The following is a 17,550-nucleotide window of genomic DNA, read 5'->3' as shown; positions in this document are numbered from 1 at the left end:
GACAATGAGCCATATCGGTTCATTGTCTTTTTTGTTCTTATTGTAAAAGATACAGTAAGAAAAAGCTCCTCCTGGCAATAGCACGCAAACTGTAACTATTTGATCGGGGATAGGTCAGGAGACATCTAAAGCAAAAGAAAAAGAAAATATTTTAGGATAGCCATAAATAAAATTATGCATAAGTAATATTTACGCAACCGTTTTAACAATGCATAAATACACATGTCTTTATACCTTCTGAAGAAAGCTGGAAAAAGGGGCTAATTTTCCTTGCTGTTGCACATTTAAAAATTTTGAAGATTAAGCATTTTTCGTTAATTTCCTATAACTGATACCCTCCTTTGCAGAATATTGTACCTGTGGCTTTGTGTGAAGCAGTATTTTTGATGCCTTGTTAAGATTTAATTTTTCACTCTATGGATTACGCCTTACTCCAGGATAGCGAACTGTTGGAATTAGTGAGAGAGAAAGAGGATAATGCTGCGTTTCGGGAAATATATGTACGTTACTGGAAAGAAGTTTTCACGCTGGCCTATAAAAAGCTGCGCAGTAAAGAACTTGCAGAAGAATTAACACAAAATATTTTTGTAAGTCTGTGGGAGCGAAGGGTAGGTCATGGGGTACAACATCTGCGTTCGTGGTTATTAGGGGCTCTTAAATTCAGCATCATTAACCAGTACAAATCGCAAATGGTGCACGAAAAGTACGTGAGCTATTCCCATAGCCATGCCAAAGTAGCCTCTGATGCTACGGAACAGCAGATTTTTCTGAAAGATCTATCTGAGGCCGTTGAGCTGGGCGTTGCACTTTTGCCCGTAAAAACACAAAAAGTATTTAAGCTAAGCCGCATCGAAAACCGCACGGTTAAAGAAATTTCACAGACGCTGAACATCTCCGAAAAAGCAGTGGAATACCATATTACCCAATCCCTGAAGGTGATGAAAGTACATCTGAAAGAGTACCTCCTGCTCTTGATACTGTTTCTTCATTTCTAGCAAAAAAACTTCCTGATTGGTAGCTATTCCAGCGTGGTTTTTTACTGATCTGTATGATCATTCTGCTCCTGGTTTTTTTCGCTAAGCATATGCTAGCCTCCTGTTAGCTCCTGAATAGAATTTTGATGTTAGGGGGTTTGTAAAAGGCAGCATTACTGATCACATGTAAGCAATCCTTCCCTTGTTGTAGCTGCTTTTAGTGTAAACCGATTTCCTTTAATCTTAAGACCAAAACCTTCATCCTCGTCCTATCCAGAACTGGTCTATAGCAGGTATTGCTAAGTTTTTGTAAAAACACCTTTAATTTTTCATTTACTTTTTAGGGGTCGGGGGGAGGAACTGCTACTTACCTGTATCAACTGCTGCTGCCTTAGCCACCTATCAAGTATATACTTTGGCAGGCACCTCTAAAGGGTAGTTTAATTTTAGCAGGGGTGGTGGTTATAGAAGCTACTACTGACCCTGAAAATGGGATTAGTTATTGAAATGATTTGATAATGAATATGCTACAGCACAGATGTAATATACGCCAGCCAGCTGGCAGATGATTAGTAAGTAAACTGCTTGCCTCTTCCCTGATCTGACTTACGGACTAAAGACGCTAACCTATGAAGAGAATTTGTACCCTTGCTTTTGTGACTACTACAGGCATCATACGTCTTAACAGTATTAAAATAGGTCTTTTCCTGGCATGCGCCTTACTGGCTGGTCCGCTGAAGGCACAGATCCTGGAGAAGCAAACGTCAATTTCTGCAGAGGATGTAGAGATCAGGGAAATCCTTCACGAGCTTCAGGAAAAGGCTGGTGTAAAATTCGTTTATAGCTCCTCTGCCATACCCGTCAGTAATAAAACATCCATACATGCAGCAGACAAGAAGCTGGGCGAAGTGCTGGACCTGATACTGATACCCCACCAGATCAGCTATAAAGTTGTGAATGAAAGGATTCTCCTGTTTAAAGCTGAACAGCAGGCACAGTCAAAACCACCAACCTATTTTGCAGAGCCTGCCCCGCAACTCCGTAAAGCAGCAGATGACCTTAGGCTTGTAACAGGAAAGGTAACAGATGAAAAGGGCAAAGGCATCCCCGGGGTAAACATCCTGCTGAAAGGTACCTACCGGGGTACCATCAGCGATAAGGATGGCTTGTTTGGACTGGAGATACCAGATAGCATAACCGATGGCGTGTTGCAGTTCTCCTTTGTTGGTTACCTCACCGCCGAGGTAAAGATCAATAACCAGCAAACCATTCATGTAAGCCTGCAGGAAGATGTGGCAGCACTGGATGCTGTGATAGTTACAGGTTACCAGGAAATTAGAAAGGAGAGCTTTACCGGCACTGCCATTACCGTTAGTGGCGAAGAGCTAAAACAGGTGAATCCCCTCAACATCCTGCAGAGCATCCAGGCCTATGATCCCTCTTTCAAAATTACGGAAAACAACCTCGCGGGCTCTAACCCTAACCGCCTGCCTAACATTACCGTGAGGGGTGCAACAGGATTACCCGGTGGCGGTGGTGAGCAGCTGGATAACAACACCCTTAGCAAAAATAATCTAAGCAATAACCCAAACCAGCCCACCTTTATCCTGAACGGATTTGAGGTAAGCATCCAGACGGTTTACGACCTGGACATGAACCGGGTAGAATCTGTTACCCTGCTGAAAGATGCGGCAGCTACGGCCGTTTATGGCTCCAGGGCCTCCAATGGTGTGCTGGTAATTACCACCAGGGCACCGGAAGAGGGCAAGCTTAGCTTTACCTACAATTATGAGCTTTCGGTTACCGGGCCTGATCTTAGCGATTACAATGTGCTGAATGCCGAAGACAAGCTTGAATACGAGCGGCTGGCGGGGCTTTACAATTCCATGCTCAATGGCGGCAACCAAACGCAGGAAACGCTTGATAAAATCTATTATCAGAAGAAAAAGAATGTGGTGAGCGGTGTGGATACCTACTGGCTGTCGGAGCCGGTAGAAACAGCCCTGGGCCACACCAACTCCTTTACCATTGAGGGTGGATCTAACGTACTGCTCTACAGCCTTACCGGCCGCTACCAGGATATAAATGGTGCCATGAAAGAGTCTGGCAGGACCCGCTATGGTGGTGATGTTTTTCTTTCATATAACCTCAACAACAGGTTTCTATTTCAGAATAACCTCTCCATCTCCGAAGTAAAGTCAAGGGAATCTCCCTGGGGCAGTTTCCAGAATTATGTGCGGATGAATCCCTACTACCCTAAATATGATGCAAATGGCAACATACTGCGCGAGGTTGATAGCTGGGTGGGCCGTGAATTCGATGAGGAGAATACGCATGTAATCCGGACAGACCTGGTGCTGAATCCGGCTTATGATGCTACCCTTAGCAGCTACGACCAGAGCAGGTATACCCAAATCATTAACTCTTTTTCGGCCAGCTGGAAAATAAGGGAGGGGTTGAACCTGCGCGGCCTGTTCAGTATCACCAGCACCCAATCGGCAGCCGACAGGTTTAAATCTCCCCTAAGCAATGAGTTTTATGGCTATCCCGCTTATGACCTGCACAAGCGCGGGGAGTATATTTTCCGGAGCAACGATGAAACCACCCTCGACGGAAACATGGTGCTGGCCTATCACCGTAACCTGGGAAAGCACTTCATCAATGCTACTTTAGGGGCTAATGTTACTGATTATATTTCTGACTATAAAGGCTTTACGGCCATTGGTTTTACCAGCGATAAATTTGATAACATTGGATTTGCCAACCAGTATGCAGAGCACCAGTCGCCGCAGGGCTCCCAGACCATAGAGCGACTGATGGGTAGTTTTTTTAATGTGAACTACTCAATGGCCGACCGCTACTTACTGGACCTGGCCGTGCGGCTGGATGGATCATCCAAATTCGGAACCGAAAACAAATATGCCCCCTTCTGGGCGGCAGGCATTGGCTGGAACCTGCAAAACGAAAGCTTTCTGGCCTCCTCCAGCGTGGTAAACAGGTTGAAAATCAGGGCCAGCACCGGTCTTACCGGTGAGGTTTCTTTTCCCGCATATATGGCCAAAACCACCTACGAGTACTACAACGAATGGTACTCCAGTGGGGTGGGCGCCAGGCACAAAGGCTATGGTAACGAATTTCTGAAATGGCAACGCACCCAGAACTATGACCTGGGCCTGGAGGTATCGCTGTTTGAAAACCGCATATTTATTTCGCCCCGCTATTACTATAAACTTACCAAAGATCTGCTGGCCGATATTGTAGTGCCTCCTTCCATGGGCTTTGCCTCTTACAAAGCCAACCTGGGTAAAATGGAAAACAAAGGTTTTGAGCTGAACATGAATGCAGCGCTGGTGAGAACCAAAAACTGGTTTGTACGTGTGCACGCCAATATGGTGCGCAATGAAAACACCATCATGGAGATATCCCAATCCCTGAAAAAGTATAACGACGAGGTAGATCAGAAACAGGAAGAGGAAGGCAACAGGGGCACCCCCATGACACGCTTTAATGAGGGAGAATCCCTAAATACCCTGTACGGCGTGCGCTCTCTGGGCATAGATCCGGAATCGGGCAAAGAAATCTATGTGAAGCGCGATGGCTCCCTTACCTATAAATACAGCGTAAAAGATATTGTTCCGATAGGCGATTCCTCGCCAGATGCCGAAGGCTTTTTCGGGGGTAGCCTGGGCTTTAAGAACTTTTTGCTCACAGCCAACTTCTACACCCGCTTTGGTGGCGACACCTATAACCAGACGCTGGTAGACCGGGTGGAGAATGCAGACCCCCGCTACAATGTAGACCAGCGGGTGCTTGCCCAACGCTGGCAGCAGCCTGGCGATAGGGCTGTTTACAAAGACATAGCCAACCTCGATGGCAGCTATGTTACCTCCAGGTTTATTCAGCCCGATCAGGTGGTGGAACTTAGCTCCCTCAACCTTTCCTATGAGCTGGCCGCCGCTGCTGCCCGCAAAGTAAGAATGCAGAGCCTGCGCCTGATGGTAACAATGAACGACATCTGGCGGTGGTCGGCGGTAGAGCAGGAGCGGGGCATTGATTACCCCTTTGCCCGCAGCGTTACTTTTTCCCTTCAATCCAGATTCTAAACAGAAGACCCATGAAAAAATACCTACTGTTGCTGACAATCCTGGTGCTGGGTACTGCCTGTAACGATTACCTGGATGTAAAGCCTTCATCAGAGATAGATAAAGATGTGCTGTTCGCGACCGAAGAGGGTTTTTATGAAAGCATGGTTGGCATTTACTCCCGCTGTGCAGAGGAGGATCTTTATGGCGGTGAGCTTAGCTTTGGCCTGCCCGATGTGCTGGCCCAGAACTATTCAATTGGTACCAGCGACTTTTTCAGGTATAGGCCAGCCATGCAGTATAATTATGAAGACCAGGATTTTATAGCACGTAAAAACAGGCTGTGGGCCGGGCTCTACAATGCCATTTCAAACTGTAACATCCTGCTGGAAAAGCTTGAGGAAAAGAAAGCCGTTTTTCGGGATGCAAACACGGCTAAGCTGATTAAAGGAGAGGCACTGGCCATACGGGCTTATCTTCATTTTGATGCGCTGCGTCTCTTTGCGCCCTCGCATGCACAGGGTGCCGGGGAAGCAGGTATTCCTTATGTAACCAGTTTCACCAACAAGGTAACGCCCAGGGAGCCGGTAGCCGGGGTGCTGGATAAAATCATTGCCGATCTGCTGGAAGCAAAAGCCCTGCTAAAGGAAGCAGACCCAATTGTTACCGAGGGCTACGTGGTAGGCTATACCCTCAACGGTGATGCGAATGATCTTCCGGACGATGGCTCAACAGAAGAACTGAACGAGCTTTTTCTGCAGAACAGGCGGCACCGCATGAATTACTATGCCGTTTGCGGCAGCCTTGCCCGTGTTTACCTCTACAAAGAGGATAAGCAAAAAGCACTGGAGCATGCCCTGGAGGTAATTAATTCCGGAAAGCTGCAGTGGACTAAAAAGGAAGATTTTATCACGGACGATCCCCAGCTAAAGGACCGGATCTTATATAAAGAGCTGGTATTTGCCTGGTATATACCCGCCAGGAAAGACCATTTGCGCACCCGCTTTGAGCACCTAAGCAACAGCACCAGTACCTATGCCAGCGAGGGCAATCTAATTTTTGAAACCGGAGGCCCCGGTGCCGAAGACCTGCGCTACAAACAGTGGCTGAAGGAAGACAGCGATGGCCTATTCAATAGGCTCTATGTTCAGAAATACCGCCGGGATGATAATGAAGGCAACCTGCACCACCTGGTTGCGCCAGGCCTTCGGCTTAGTGAAATGTATTATATAGCCGCAGAGTGCGTTTTCGATGCCGACCCTGCACAGGCCTGGGAATATTTTAACCTTGTACGCTTTAACAGGGGTATTGGCAGCCGTGTAGAGGGCGAAAACTCCAGGGAGTTTTTTTTAAACGAACTGATCAAGGAAGGCCGGAAGGAGTTTTTTGGCGAGGGCCAGATCTTCTATATGTACAAAAGACTGCACCGCAATATTGTGGGCCAGTCTGGTAGCATTTACGCTGCCAGCAACAGCATTTTTGTACTGCCACTTCCCGACGATGAGATATCCTTTGGCCAGTAAGCTTTAAACAACAAGATTATGAAGCACCAGACTTTTATACCGGTATTGCTGCTGCTTGGCTGCCTGGCCTGCCAGCAGGATAATGTAGAGCCTTATGCCTCAAAGGATAACGTCTACTTCAATTATAAGGATGATGAGAATAGCCTTTCCTATACCTTTGCCTACAATCCGGAAAAAACTGCAGATACCCTTTTTCTGCCCCTGGCCATAGCCGGTAACAGGGTAGTGCATGATCGGAAGCTGAAACTTGCCATACTGCAGGAGCAAACTACTGCTACAGCAGGTTTGCATTTCGAGCCCCTGCAGGAATATTATGTGCTGCCGGCAGATTCGGGTAAGCTGCAGGTACCGGTAATTCTCTATAATACCGATCCGGAGCTTCAGCAAAAAACAGTTAGCATTGCCTTTACTACGGCTGCTTCAGAAGATTTTGATGTGCTCTTTTCAGAGAGGAACAAATTCACCATTGAGTTTTCAAACAGGCTGGAAAGGCCCCTCTGGTGGACACTTTGGGAAGACCAGCTCGCCAACTACTCCAGGGTAAAGCATGAGCTTTACCTGGTAGTGGTTGGTAATGTAGACCTCCTGGCCTCCATGGAGGGCGATGCGTACCTGGAGATTCCCCGAAACCTTTACCTCATCGATAAATTAAGGGTTTTTCTCCGGGATCCTTTTGCCTGGGTGGCCCAAAATACCCAGGGCTATATACTGGAGGAGCGTGCCGACGGAGGCTACGATTTTTACCATACCGATAATCCCGCCAGGGCATTGTTGCTGCAAAAGAACGAGTCTGACGGGCGCTACTACTTTATTGATGAAAATGGCCAGCGTGTCACGATGTTTTAACCTGTGAGCATATGAAACAGCTTTCACTATACTACCTGCTACTATCGTCTGTGCTGCTTACAGCATGCTATGAAGATCTTGGCAACTATGATTACGCTCCACCGGAAGAACCCATTGTAACGGGCATCCGGGATTCAGTTTTTGTAGCCTACATAGGCGATACCCTCCACATAGTGCCGGGCATTTCCCACAGCCTGGCCGAAACAGATAACTTTACCTTCAACTGGCAGATTGTAGTTCCGCAGGAGGCCCGTGCAGAACATTACGAAGGGCCGGAGTTAAAGATACTTTTCGGGCTTAAGCCGGGCCAGTACCAGGGGCTGCTTACGGTAACCGACCACTCTAACGAAATGAAGTACTTCTACAATTTTGAAATTGAAGGAAGAACGGAATTTACCCAGGGCATGGTGGTGCTAAGTGATGAGGGTGGCCATGCAAGGCTTTCCTTCATTAAACCTGACAATAGCGTGCTTCCGGATCTGTACGAGGGTATTCATGGAGAACCGCTGCCCGGCAAACCACTGCAGCTGGTGGCAGTAAATGAAGCCTGGCAGCCACAAACAATAGTAAGTTACTGGGTGCTGTGCGGCGAAGGCGAAAAGCCGGCCGTTATCCTGGATGCCAGTACCATGATCAGGACCAAATACATCAACGACAATTTTTTTGATGCACCTGCCACATTAAAACCCGTAGCCCTGAAACCAACCATGTCGGGGGTTACCACCGGGGTAATTAGTGGCAAGCTGTACACCGGCACCACCAGTACGGCACCTTTCGGCCCCCTCTACGGGGTATTCGGTAACGGATCGGCAGGAGATTATGAACTGTCGCCCCATTTCATTTACCAGGATTTTCAGTACTACATTGGCTTTGATGAAAAGCAAAAAAACTTTGTGCGCTTTGAGGGCAATGGCGCCTATTTTGGTACCGACTATACGGTAATTCCTGTAGGAGAGGGCTTTGATCCCAAAAATCCCGGCATAGACCTGCTCTACATGCAGTACCTGAACAGCAATGCCAGCTTCGCTTTTGGAAAAGGAGCAGACGGACAGGTGTATGAGCTTAAATTCTCTAATGCAGCCGATATGTTCTTTACCAGCTATAAAAAGGTATTCCCCGGCTCAGAACTGGTAACGGAAAACACCAAATGGGCTGCAAATCCGGAGGAGATTATTTTCTTTAGCTCCGGCGATAAAATTTTTCGTTACAACCCCCTGAACGAGGAGCTGAAAACCCTGAGCACCAGTTTTGCAGGTCAGGAAGTATCCATGCTCCGATTCTTTGGTAATAACGATTTGTTACTTGCTGCAACAGAAGGAGCCCTGTATATACTGGATGTAGGCACTGGTAAAAACGGATCGCTAGTACAGAAGATAGAGGGCATTCCCGGAGCACCTGTAGATGTGGTTGTGCGGGATATGTAAGAAGACGCTAAAAACCTCTCAGTGCTTCTTAAAAAAGCCAGGTTTAGCCCCAAAGTACCGGCAAACGCATCAGCCAATGAATCTTATTTTTACCTCTCTTTCCCTAAGGGTGCTACTTTTACTGCTGCTTATGCCCCTGCTGCTGCCGGCCCAGGAAACCGAAGTGTTTGCCCGCAACGGATACAGCCTTACCTTTATCAACAATGATCCTGCGCTTAATCAGGAGGTGAAGCGTAGAATCATCTCTACTTTTTTTGATCTGTATCCCCTGCTGGCACTGCACTATAACCCCCTGGCCCAAACAGAGGTGGTGTTCAAAATCGATACTGCCTATCACTCTGTTGCAGAAGCCTGTGGCGGCCAGGTGCTCTTTGGTGCCGGCTGGCTTCGCGATCATCCTGGTGACATTGACGTTGTGACCCACGAGCTGATGCATGTAGTACAGGCCTATCCCGATGGTACTGGTCCCCGCTGGGTGGCTGAAGGCATTGCCGATTATGTACGCTACACCTATGGCGTGGATAATAAGGGTGGAGGCTGGTTCCTGCCACCTTACTCCCCGGAGCAGCACTATACCGATGGCTATCGTATTACAGCACGCTTTCTGCTCTGGCTGGAAAAAGAGGAGCGACCGGGTATCGTAAAAAAGCTGGATGAGCACATGCGCAGCAAAACTTATAGCACAAACAGTTGGAAAGAACTAAGCGGAAAAGATCTTGATGCGCTTTGGGAAAGCTACACCCGGGACCCCATCATCTAATGCAATGGTTTAGTTCAAACGTGAGTTAAGGTTTAGCATATCTAGTAAAGGTGAGTAATGGTACAGTAATCCACCCTGGCAAAGGAGGTAGGGGGGATTGTTTTATTGTCAACCTTTTCAAGCATATATTTTAATCTATAAATCAGATAGTGATCGCTATATTTTTTGAGCACTAAAAGTGAATTTAATGCTTAATTCCCCTGGAGGAGCAATAATTTTCAGCATACAGAAAATAAATCCACTTTCTCTTTAGGGATGAGGGCTATAAAAGATACTCACTAGTATAAACCCCTCATTAATCACTACCCATCTATGATGCAACATTTACGCACTCTTCCTTGATCAGAAATCCTGTTAATCTGCTTCTTTTCTGAAGCGCTAAAAAGCTGCCTATTCACATTTTACAGGCATACCCTACGCAGGGTTTGCCGTGATTCCTATTGCTTTTTTTAAAGCAGTCCAGGATTTCTATGTACCTGCCGGATCTACTGCTGCAGATCAACTGATCTGAATTTATCATCAACAGGTGTCCCTACACCAGTTTTTTATCACGCTCTTATCATCCATTCAGAACACATCTTTTTTAGAATGAAAAGTAATCCTTTTTTTTTGAAGAAATTAACACTGCTACACCTGCTGGTCGGGCTGCTGATCATCTTGTCGGCGAGTGTTAGTTTTGCCCAGGCACCAAAGCCGCTGGATATTTCCAAAGTGCAGGAGGGCATAGTTCGTATTAAAGTTACAGAAGCATATGCCCGCCAGCTGGAGAGCAGCAACATGAGAATGTCGCCCTCCAATGTAGTGCTCACCGGCGTACAGCCACTGGATAAAGTACACCAGCAATACAATGCCCGCACCATGAAGCGGGTGTTTCCGCATGCCGGCAAATACGAAGCAAAGCACCGCAAGCACGGCCTGCACCTCTGGTACGAAGTGGAGGTAGGCAAAGGTGCTTCGCTGCAATCGGCCATGCAGGCCTATGATGGTCTGGAGCAGGTAACCCACACTGAGCCTGTGCTGAAGAAAAAAGTGATTGGTCCTGATGCATCAGGTTTTAACCCACTGAACCTGGACAAGGAACTGGCGGAGAGTCAAAACAGGATGCAGTCACTGGCTGCTGATGCAGATGCACCATTCAACGATGAGCTGCTCTCCAAGCAGTGGCATTACAATAACACCGGCCAGCTGAATGGCACCGCTGGTGCCGATATCAGCCTGTTTGATGCCTGGCAGTTAGAAGCAGGGAAAAGTAATGTGATTGTTGCTGTTGTAGACGGTGGTATACAGCTGAACCACCCCGACTTAAAGGATAACCTCTGGATAAATAAAGGAGAGGTTGCCGGCAACAGCATTGATGATGATGGCAATGGATTTGTAGATGATGTGCATGGGTACAATTTTGTAAATGATAACGCTGATATTGCACAGCACTTTCATGGTACGCACGTGGCCGGTACTGTGGCTGCCAGCAATAACAATGGCATAGGTGTTGGTGGTGTAGCGGGAGGCACCGGCAATGGCGATGGTGTCAGGCTGATGTCGTGCGCTGTTTTTAAGGGATATTTCCCGAGTGGTGGCGAAGAAAGTGGCGGTTTTGCACAAACCTATGTTTACTCTGCTGATAACGGTGCTGTTATCTCACAAAACAGCTGGGGGTATACCGCCCCTGATTACTATGAGCAGGTAGTGCTGGATGCCATAGACTACTTTATTGCCGAAGCAGGTACAGACGAAAACGGCAACCAAACCGGCCCCATGAAGGGCGGTATTGTAATTTTTGCAGCTGGTAATGAGAACCATGGAGGACTGTGGTATCCCGGTGCGTATGAGCCTGTATTATCTGTTGCAGCCACAGGATTTAAAGATATTAAGTCATCCTACTCCAATTATGGTGCCTGGGTTGATATTGCTGCCCCCGGTGGCGATGGTGATAACCGCGATATTACAGACCTGCGCAGTGTGCTTAGCACCTGGATCGATGGCGGCTATGCAGCTGTATCAGGTACCTCCATGGCATGCCCCCACGTATCTGGTGTGGCGGCACTGGTAGTGTCAAAATTTGGAGGTACTGGTTTTACACCTGAAATGCTCCGCAGAAGGCTTATAGAGAGCACCGATAATATCAATGCACAAAACCAGTTTCACCTGGGGCTGCTGGGAGCGGGCAGGCTCAATGCCCTGAAAGCCCTGCAAACTGCAGATGAAACAGCACCCAATCCTATAACAGATCTTACTGTCGACAAGACCGGGCCTCACTACTTAACCCTTAGCTGGACGGTACCGGCAGATGGGGATACAACCCTCAGTGCTTATGATGTACGCTATGCCACTATACCCATTACGGAAGAGAATTTTGAAGAGGCTACGCCTGCCCCCTGGAAAGGCTCTTTTGTGCCCAAAGCCCCGGGTAGTACCGAAAGCTTTACGTTTAAGGGCCTGGAGCCGGAAACCACCTATTATGTGGCAGTAAAAACAGTGGATTACTCCGGTAACATCTCTGCTATTTCAAATGTGGTGGAGCAGAAAACCAATCCTGCTCCGGCCATCACGCTGACCCCGGTTACGCTTTCAGCCAGCCTGCTTACTGCAGAAACTACCACCGAATCTGTACTGATTAGTAATAATGGTCCCGGTGAGCTGGAGTTCAATGTTGAAGGGAGCAGCGGTGCTGTAAAGTTTGCCAGCATCTCTCCGAAAAGTGGCACCGTAGCGCCTGCCGGGAGTATTACACTTGCAGTTACTTTCGATGCAGCAGCATTGGTGTCCGGCACCTATGAGCAAACCATCAACATCAGCACCAACGATCCGCTCAATGAAGCCATCACCCTTACCCTCAGCCTGGAGGTAACAAGTAACAACAGCCCAATTGCCATACTTGAAACCACTGAACTGGATTTTGGCGCTGTTATACTGGGTGTTAAAGAACAGAAGCATGTAAAAATCCATAACGCTGGCGCTGATACGCTAACACTGCAGGATGCAGCCATTAGCGGAACCGGTTTTTCTGTAAACTGGCAGGATGCCCTGGTAGTGGCACCATTCAAATCTTTGATGATTCCTGTAACTTACACACCTTCGGGATTGGGTACTAGAACTGGTATACTCACCATCAATACGAATGACGCAGCTAATCCTGTACTAAAAGTTCCCTTAGCAGGTACGGGTGTTCCTGAACCAGGCATTTCTGTGAGCCCTGATTCAATTTACGCCAGCCTGAAGAGTAATGAAAAGCAGCAGCACAGCCTCCTGATTCGTAATACCGGGGGCAGCGATCTTGCTTATAACATTCAGGCAGTTGCACCGGAAAATGGCTCACCCACGACCACACAAATTCAGCTTTCTTCAAAGGCTACTGCTCAGGAGGGCATACAGGGTACAAACTTCCTGCACAAAGCACCCGCTACGCCTGGCAATACCAGAACCCTTAGCCTGAAAGCCATGAAAAGTGCTGCAAACCTGCTGAAGGTCGGTATATTATCTCCGGATCAGGATGTGAGCGAATTTGTACAAATTCTAGATGGTTTTGAAGATATAGAAGCAGCTGCGTTTCCCCTCAGTGAAATGCCTGGCATAAGCGGAGCGGCATTAGCAGCGTACGACGTGGTGATCATCACCAACAATATACCCTGGCTGGCTGCAGGGGTAGATGCAGAGCAGGTAGGCAATGCCCTTGCCGACTATGTTGATGCTGGTGGTAAAGTAATTGTAAGTGGGGGCGCTTATCTGAACGCTGATTATGATGTATTCAGGATGAAGGGCCGCTTCATAACCGAGAATTATGGTCCATTCCTGGAAATTACGGAGCAGCCATGGTATGATCATGTAAACATGTCGAAGAAGCTGGTGCCGGAACATCCTATCCTGGCTGAGGTAGAAGCTGTTTTCTTTGATGGTATGGTGCTGCCGGTAAAGGTAGCAAATGGCGCAACTGCACTGGCCGAATGGAAGAGCGAGTATGAGGATATAAGCTACATCATGGCAGCAGCCAATCAGAATACGGTGGGCATCAATATGTTCCCTATCATTTATGGTAGTACAGAAGGGGTATGGACTGGCGATGTGCCAACCCTTTACCACAATGCCATCCGCTGGCTGATACCAGCGCCCTATGTTACCATTACACCAAAGAGTGGTGTGGTACCCCCGGGAGAGGAGCAGGAAGTAACAGTAGCATTGGATGCGACAGGGCTGAATACCGGCATCTTTAAAGCAGCGCTGGCTGTGTATAATAATATTCCTGAACATGAGCCAGTTTATGTTCCCCTTACCATGGATGTAGCAGGCCCTATGTTTACCGCTACACCCGATTCGCTGGAGATTACCATTGATAAAAAAGAAAAGCTGCGCCGTACTGTGGTGTTGAAAAATAACGGAACCGGCACCTATGATTTTACCATCAGCCAGCAAAACACCCACATTGCCACAGGCCCCCTGGCTCCGGAAGCAGCCGGAAGCATGGTACAGCAGGAGCTGAAGCAGACCGAAGCAGCCGCGGAGGAACCGATCGATATCAGGGAAATACAAGCCCGCTACGGAGCACCCGCACAGATCAATGCTTCAGAAATATCTCCGGGAGCCTATAAAACTGACTTTGAAGGTTTTGCCTATGGTAGCATTAACTACCAGGAGCTATGGGCAATAGCGAATGGAGATGGTAGCTTTAGTGGCTGGGACATAGATACTGTTGGAGATTATGCCAGCAGTGGTAAAAAGTATGTACACAAGGTATCGAATCCGGCAACCTGGTCTAGCCTGTATTCTCCTATGGTAACGCCCGGCACAGATGCCAAATCTACCACCCGCATGAACCTGAATTTCCAGGGAAGGGGAGCAAACTGGGAGGTTGTATTCAATATATCTAATCCATTTGGTGCTCCGGTAACTATTGTGGCGATAAAACCTGATGGAAGCATGCATGCCGCAGTTCGTAAAGACAACAGGTATTCACTTGTTTCAATGGATGAAATACTGCCGCAGGGAAGTTTTGAGCTGGAACTGGAGCTGGACAGGGCTACCCATATCTTTACCCTCTACATGAACGACAGGAAAGTATTTTCCGGCCAGGCAATGGGTGATGGAGACGTGGAAAGGGTAGTTTTTGGCTCTGGCACAGAAACGGATAACATGCACCTCTATATTGATGATTTCGAGATACGCGAAGGTGCCCGCGAGGAACCACCTGCTTACCTAAGCTTCTATCCCCAATCCGGTAGCCTGGCTCCCGGAGAGGAGGCAGAAATTACGGTAGATTTTGATGGCACCCTGATTGGCTATGGCACTTACCGGTCTGATCTGCTGGTAAATATTGCCGGTGCACAGAGAATAGTGGTGCCCACTGCCTTAACGCTCACTGGCGCATCAGCCATTAGCCTGAACAGAACAGTGCTTAACAACACGATTGATTACAAAAAGCAGGCAGAAAGCCAGTTCGAAATCAGCAACACAGGGGGCTCGCCGATCAACTACTCTATTGATGTTGTGGGCGGCACTGTAGTGATTGACAGTACATCAGCCAGGGTAGCTCCGCAGATGACCGCTGCTGAACTCCTGCATATTAAAGAGAAACAACTGCAGGATGAGATGAGATCAAAACCTGTTGCAGCCACTACAGCCACTGCTGTACAGGTAATGGCAGGCAAAGCACTGTTAACAGAAGATTTTGAAGAGAGCTTCCCGCCTGCCAGCTGGAGCATGGGCAAACAGGGGTGGAAAACAGCCAAAGCCCCCGGTGTAAACAATTACAGCGGCAGCGGAGGGGCAGCAACCCTTGTGATGGAAGCAGACCAAAATGGCGCTACAGACCAGGAACTGATTACGCCTGTAATCAAAGTAGGGGCCAGCAAGCAGCTGGTACTTCAGTATGGAGCCAATTACCAGAACTACGCCAACCAGGATTTTCTCGATCTGGATATTCGTGTAAACGGAGAAAAAGCCTGGACTAATATTCTGCACTGGAACGAAGACCATGGCCAGCTGCATGGCAGCGGAGAACTTGTGCAGGTAGCCTTAGCCGAATACCTTCAGGATGCCGCCACCTTCCAGCTGCGCTGGCACTACAGCAGCAGCAACAGCGAGGCATGGTATGCGCAGCTGGATAATGTGCAGGTTTTGGAAGATGCCAAACCATGGCTCACGGTAAGCCCTGCATCCGGGGTATTGCCAGCCAGGGGTACTGCCGATATTAAAGTTACCTTTGATGCCACTTATCTGGAAGCTGGTGATTTTGTGGCAGGACTGGTCGTAAATAGCGATGCCGCCAATGCTCCACAAGTTGGTGTGGTTGCCAGCTTAAAGGTGCGGAAGCCAGCCCTGGTTACACTATCCCATGATTCTATCTATATAGAGCAACCCTGGGGCTACCTTGCAGAACAAAAAATGGTATTGACCAATACAGGAGCAAGCAGCTATGAATTTTCGTTTGAAAGTAAAGAGAACTGGATCGGTGCATTTCCAGATCCACTCAATACAGAGCTGATTGTTGAAGCTGAAAGCAGCAAGGGAATTACAGTACAGCTGAATACCATACAGGATGAGGGCTTGTACCATGATACCCTCTACATCAGGAGTAAGGAGTCTTTCTACCCGGATATCATGATACCTGTTACGCTAAAAGTGCTGCCGCCGGTACCTTCTTTTAGCGTAGAGCCTGCAGACACCATTCGTGCAGAAGTAGAATCTGGCAGTGTTGTTTCAGTACCGATTACAGTTTATAACTGGGGCGAGGGCTTATTAAATTTCTCCATGGAGAATCTTAATGATCTTTCCTACTTAAGCTTTAGTCCTGAAGGTGCAGAAGGATTGGAATATGGTGCTTCGGTAACAGTTAATGTAAACTTCGATGCAAGCGCACTAAGCCCGGGTGTTTACAGGGATACCCTGTTCTACAAAACGAACGATCCGCGTTTTCCTGATTATGCTTACCATCCCTTTGTACTAAGCGTAATGCCGGGCGCTGTAAAACCAGGTATTGAAAGTTTTAGCCTGGTTGATGTAAACAGTGGCAATGTTATTTCCACCTTTACCGATAGCCTTGCCATTGATGCAGCAGATGCCGGCTTCTTTACCTATGGCATAGTTGCCAATACCACGGCTACGGTAGGCAGTGTAAGCTTTAGCCTCGATGGCGGTGTAAACAACCTGGTAAACCAGCAGCCATACCTGCTCTCCAGGCTTGCCCTGGCACAGCTTAGCCAGGGGGCGCACCAACTCTCTACCAAAGCCTTTAGCCAGACCGGCGGAAGAGGAGAGGAGCTGCTGGGCAAAGAAGCAATTCTTTACCTGATAAATACAGCCACCATAACAGGGGTGGAGGTTGTCAGCACCAAAGGTATTAAGCTGAAGGAGCTGCAGAGTGGAGATACCATCAACATTCAGGAGAAAGAATACAAAAAGATCAGCCTTCTGGCGCACAGCAGCCATCGGGTAGGCAGCATGAAGTTCTACCTCAATGGCACGTACTATGGCACTGATAACGCAGCGCCTTTCTCCTTAACAGGTGACAAGAAGAAGGATTACATGCCCTGGCCTGTGGAAGAAGGACATTATGCCCTAACCGTAGTACCGTATTCGCTGCCTTATGCCACTGGTATTGCCGGTGAGGCCTATACCCTGGAGTTTGAGGTGGTGAAGGAAAATGCCAAAGCAGCAGCCGTGGTAACCCTTTACCCGGTACCTGCACGGGATGCGCTGCACTTCAGGCTACAGGAGCCTGTAAGTGGAGCGGTAGAAGTACTGATCCGCAACTCGCAGGGGCAGACCATCTATAAAAAGCAGGTAGCAGGCGAAAGCCTTTCCACACTTTCCATTGACCTGCAAGGCATGGGCGTACAGCCTGGGGTATACTACCTGCAGTTGGTTGGCAAAGATGGATTTAAGCAATCACAGACTTTTGTAAAACAATAGAATACTACAAGCACACAAATTAGTGTGCGCAGAAACAAG

At 48.0% G+C, this 17,550-nt stretch carries 7 protein-coding genes; all 7 read left to right on the top strand.

The features are described from left to right. Positions 1–416 precede the first annotated feature (416 nt). On the top strand, positions 417–995 hold the full coding sequence (locus tag KWJ01_RS10200) for a sigma-70 family RNA polymerase sigma factor (protein WP_224996338.1): 579 nt from the start codon (positions 417–419) through the stop codon (positions 993–995). Between the two features lie 608 nt (positions 996–1,603). Continuing rightward, positions 1,604–5,077 (top strand): SusC/RagA family TonB-linked outer membrane protein, encoded by a 3,474-nt coding sequence (locus KWJ01_RS10195; RefSeq protein ID WP_224996337.1) that lies wholly within the window; start codon positions 1,604–1,606, stop codon positions 5,075–5,077. 11 nt (positions 5,078–5,088) lie between these two features. After that, positions 5,089–6,579 (top strand): RagB/SusD family nutrient uptake outer membrane protein, encoded by a 1,491-nt coding sequence (locus tag KWJ01_RS10190; protein WP_224996336.1) that lies wholly within the window; start codon positions 5,089–5,091, stop codon positions 6,577–6,579. 18 nt (positions 6,580–6,597) lie between these two features. Then, entirely contained in the window at positions 6,598–7,425 is an 828-nt protein-coding gene (locus KWJ01_RS10185; RefSeq protein ID WP_224996335.1) for a DUF4843 domain-containing protein, read from the top strand. Positions 7,426–7,436: 11 nt separating this feature from the next. After that, the gene (locus KWJ01_RS10180; protein ID WP_224996334.1) at positions 7,437–8,849 is read left to right on the top strand and encodes a PKD-like family lipoprotein; all 1,413 of its coding nucleotides are present in this window, start codon (positions 7,437–7,439) and stop codon (positions 8,847–8,849) included. A 76-nt stretch (positions 8,850–8,925) separates the two neighbouring features. Beyond that, positions 8,926–9,609 carry a basic secretory family protein gene (locus KWJ01_RS10175; RefSeq protein WP_224996333.1) on the top strand — a complete coding sequence of 228 codons (684 nt, stop codon included), beginning with the start codon at positions 8,926–8,928 and terminating at the stop codon, positions 9,607–9,609. 609 nt (positions 9,610–10,218) lie between these two features. Then, positions 10,219–17,511: a S8 family serine peptidase gene (locus KWJ01_RS10170; protein WP_224996332.1), complete on the top strand. Its 7,293-nt coding sequence runs from the start codon at positions 10,219–10,221 to the stop codon at positions 17,509–17,511. Positions 17,512–17,550 lie beyond the last annotated feature (39 nt).

The organism is Cesiribacter sp. SM1 (genome assembly GCF_020178975.1).
Taxonomy (GTDB): Bacteria; Bacteroidota; Bacteroidia; order Cytophagales; family Cyclobacteriaceae; genus Cesiribacter.
The sequence above is the reverse complement of the archived record's forward strand: the minus strand, read 5'-3'. Positions and strand labels throughout refer to the sequence as shown.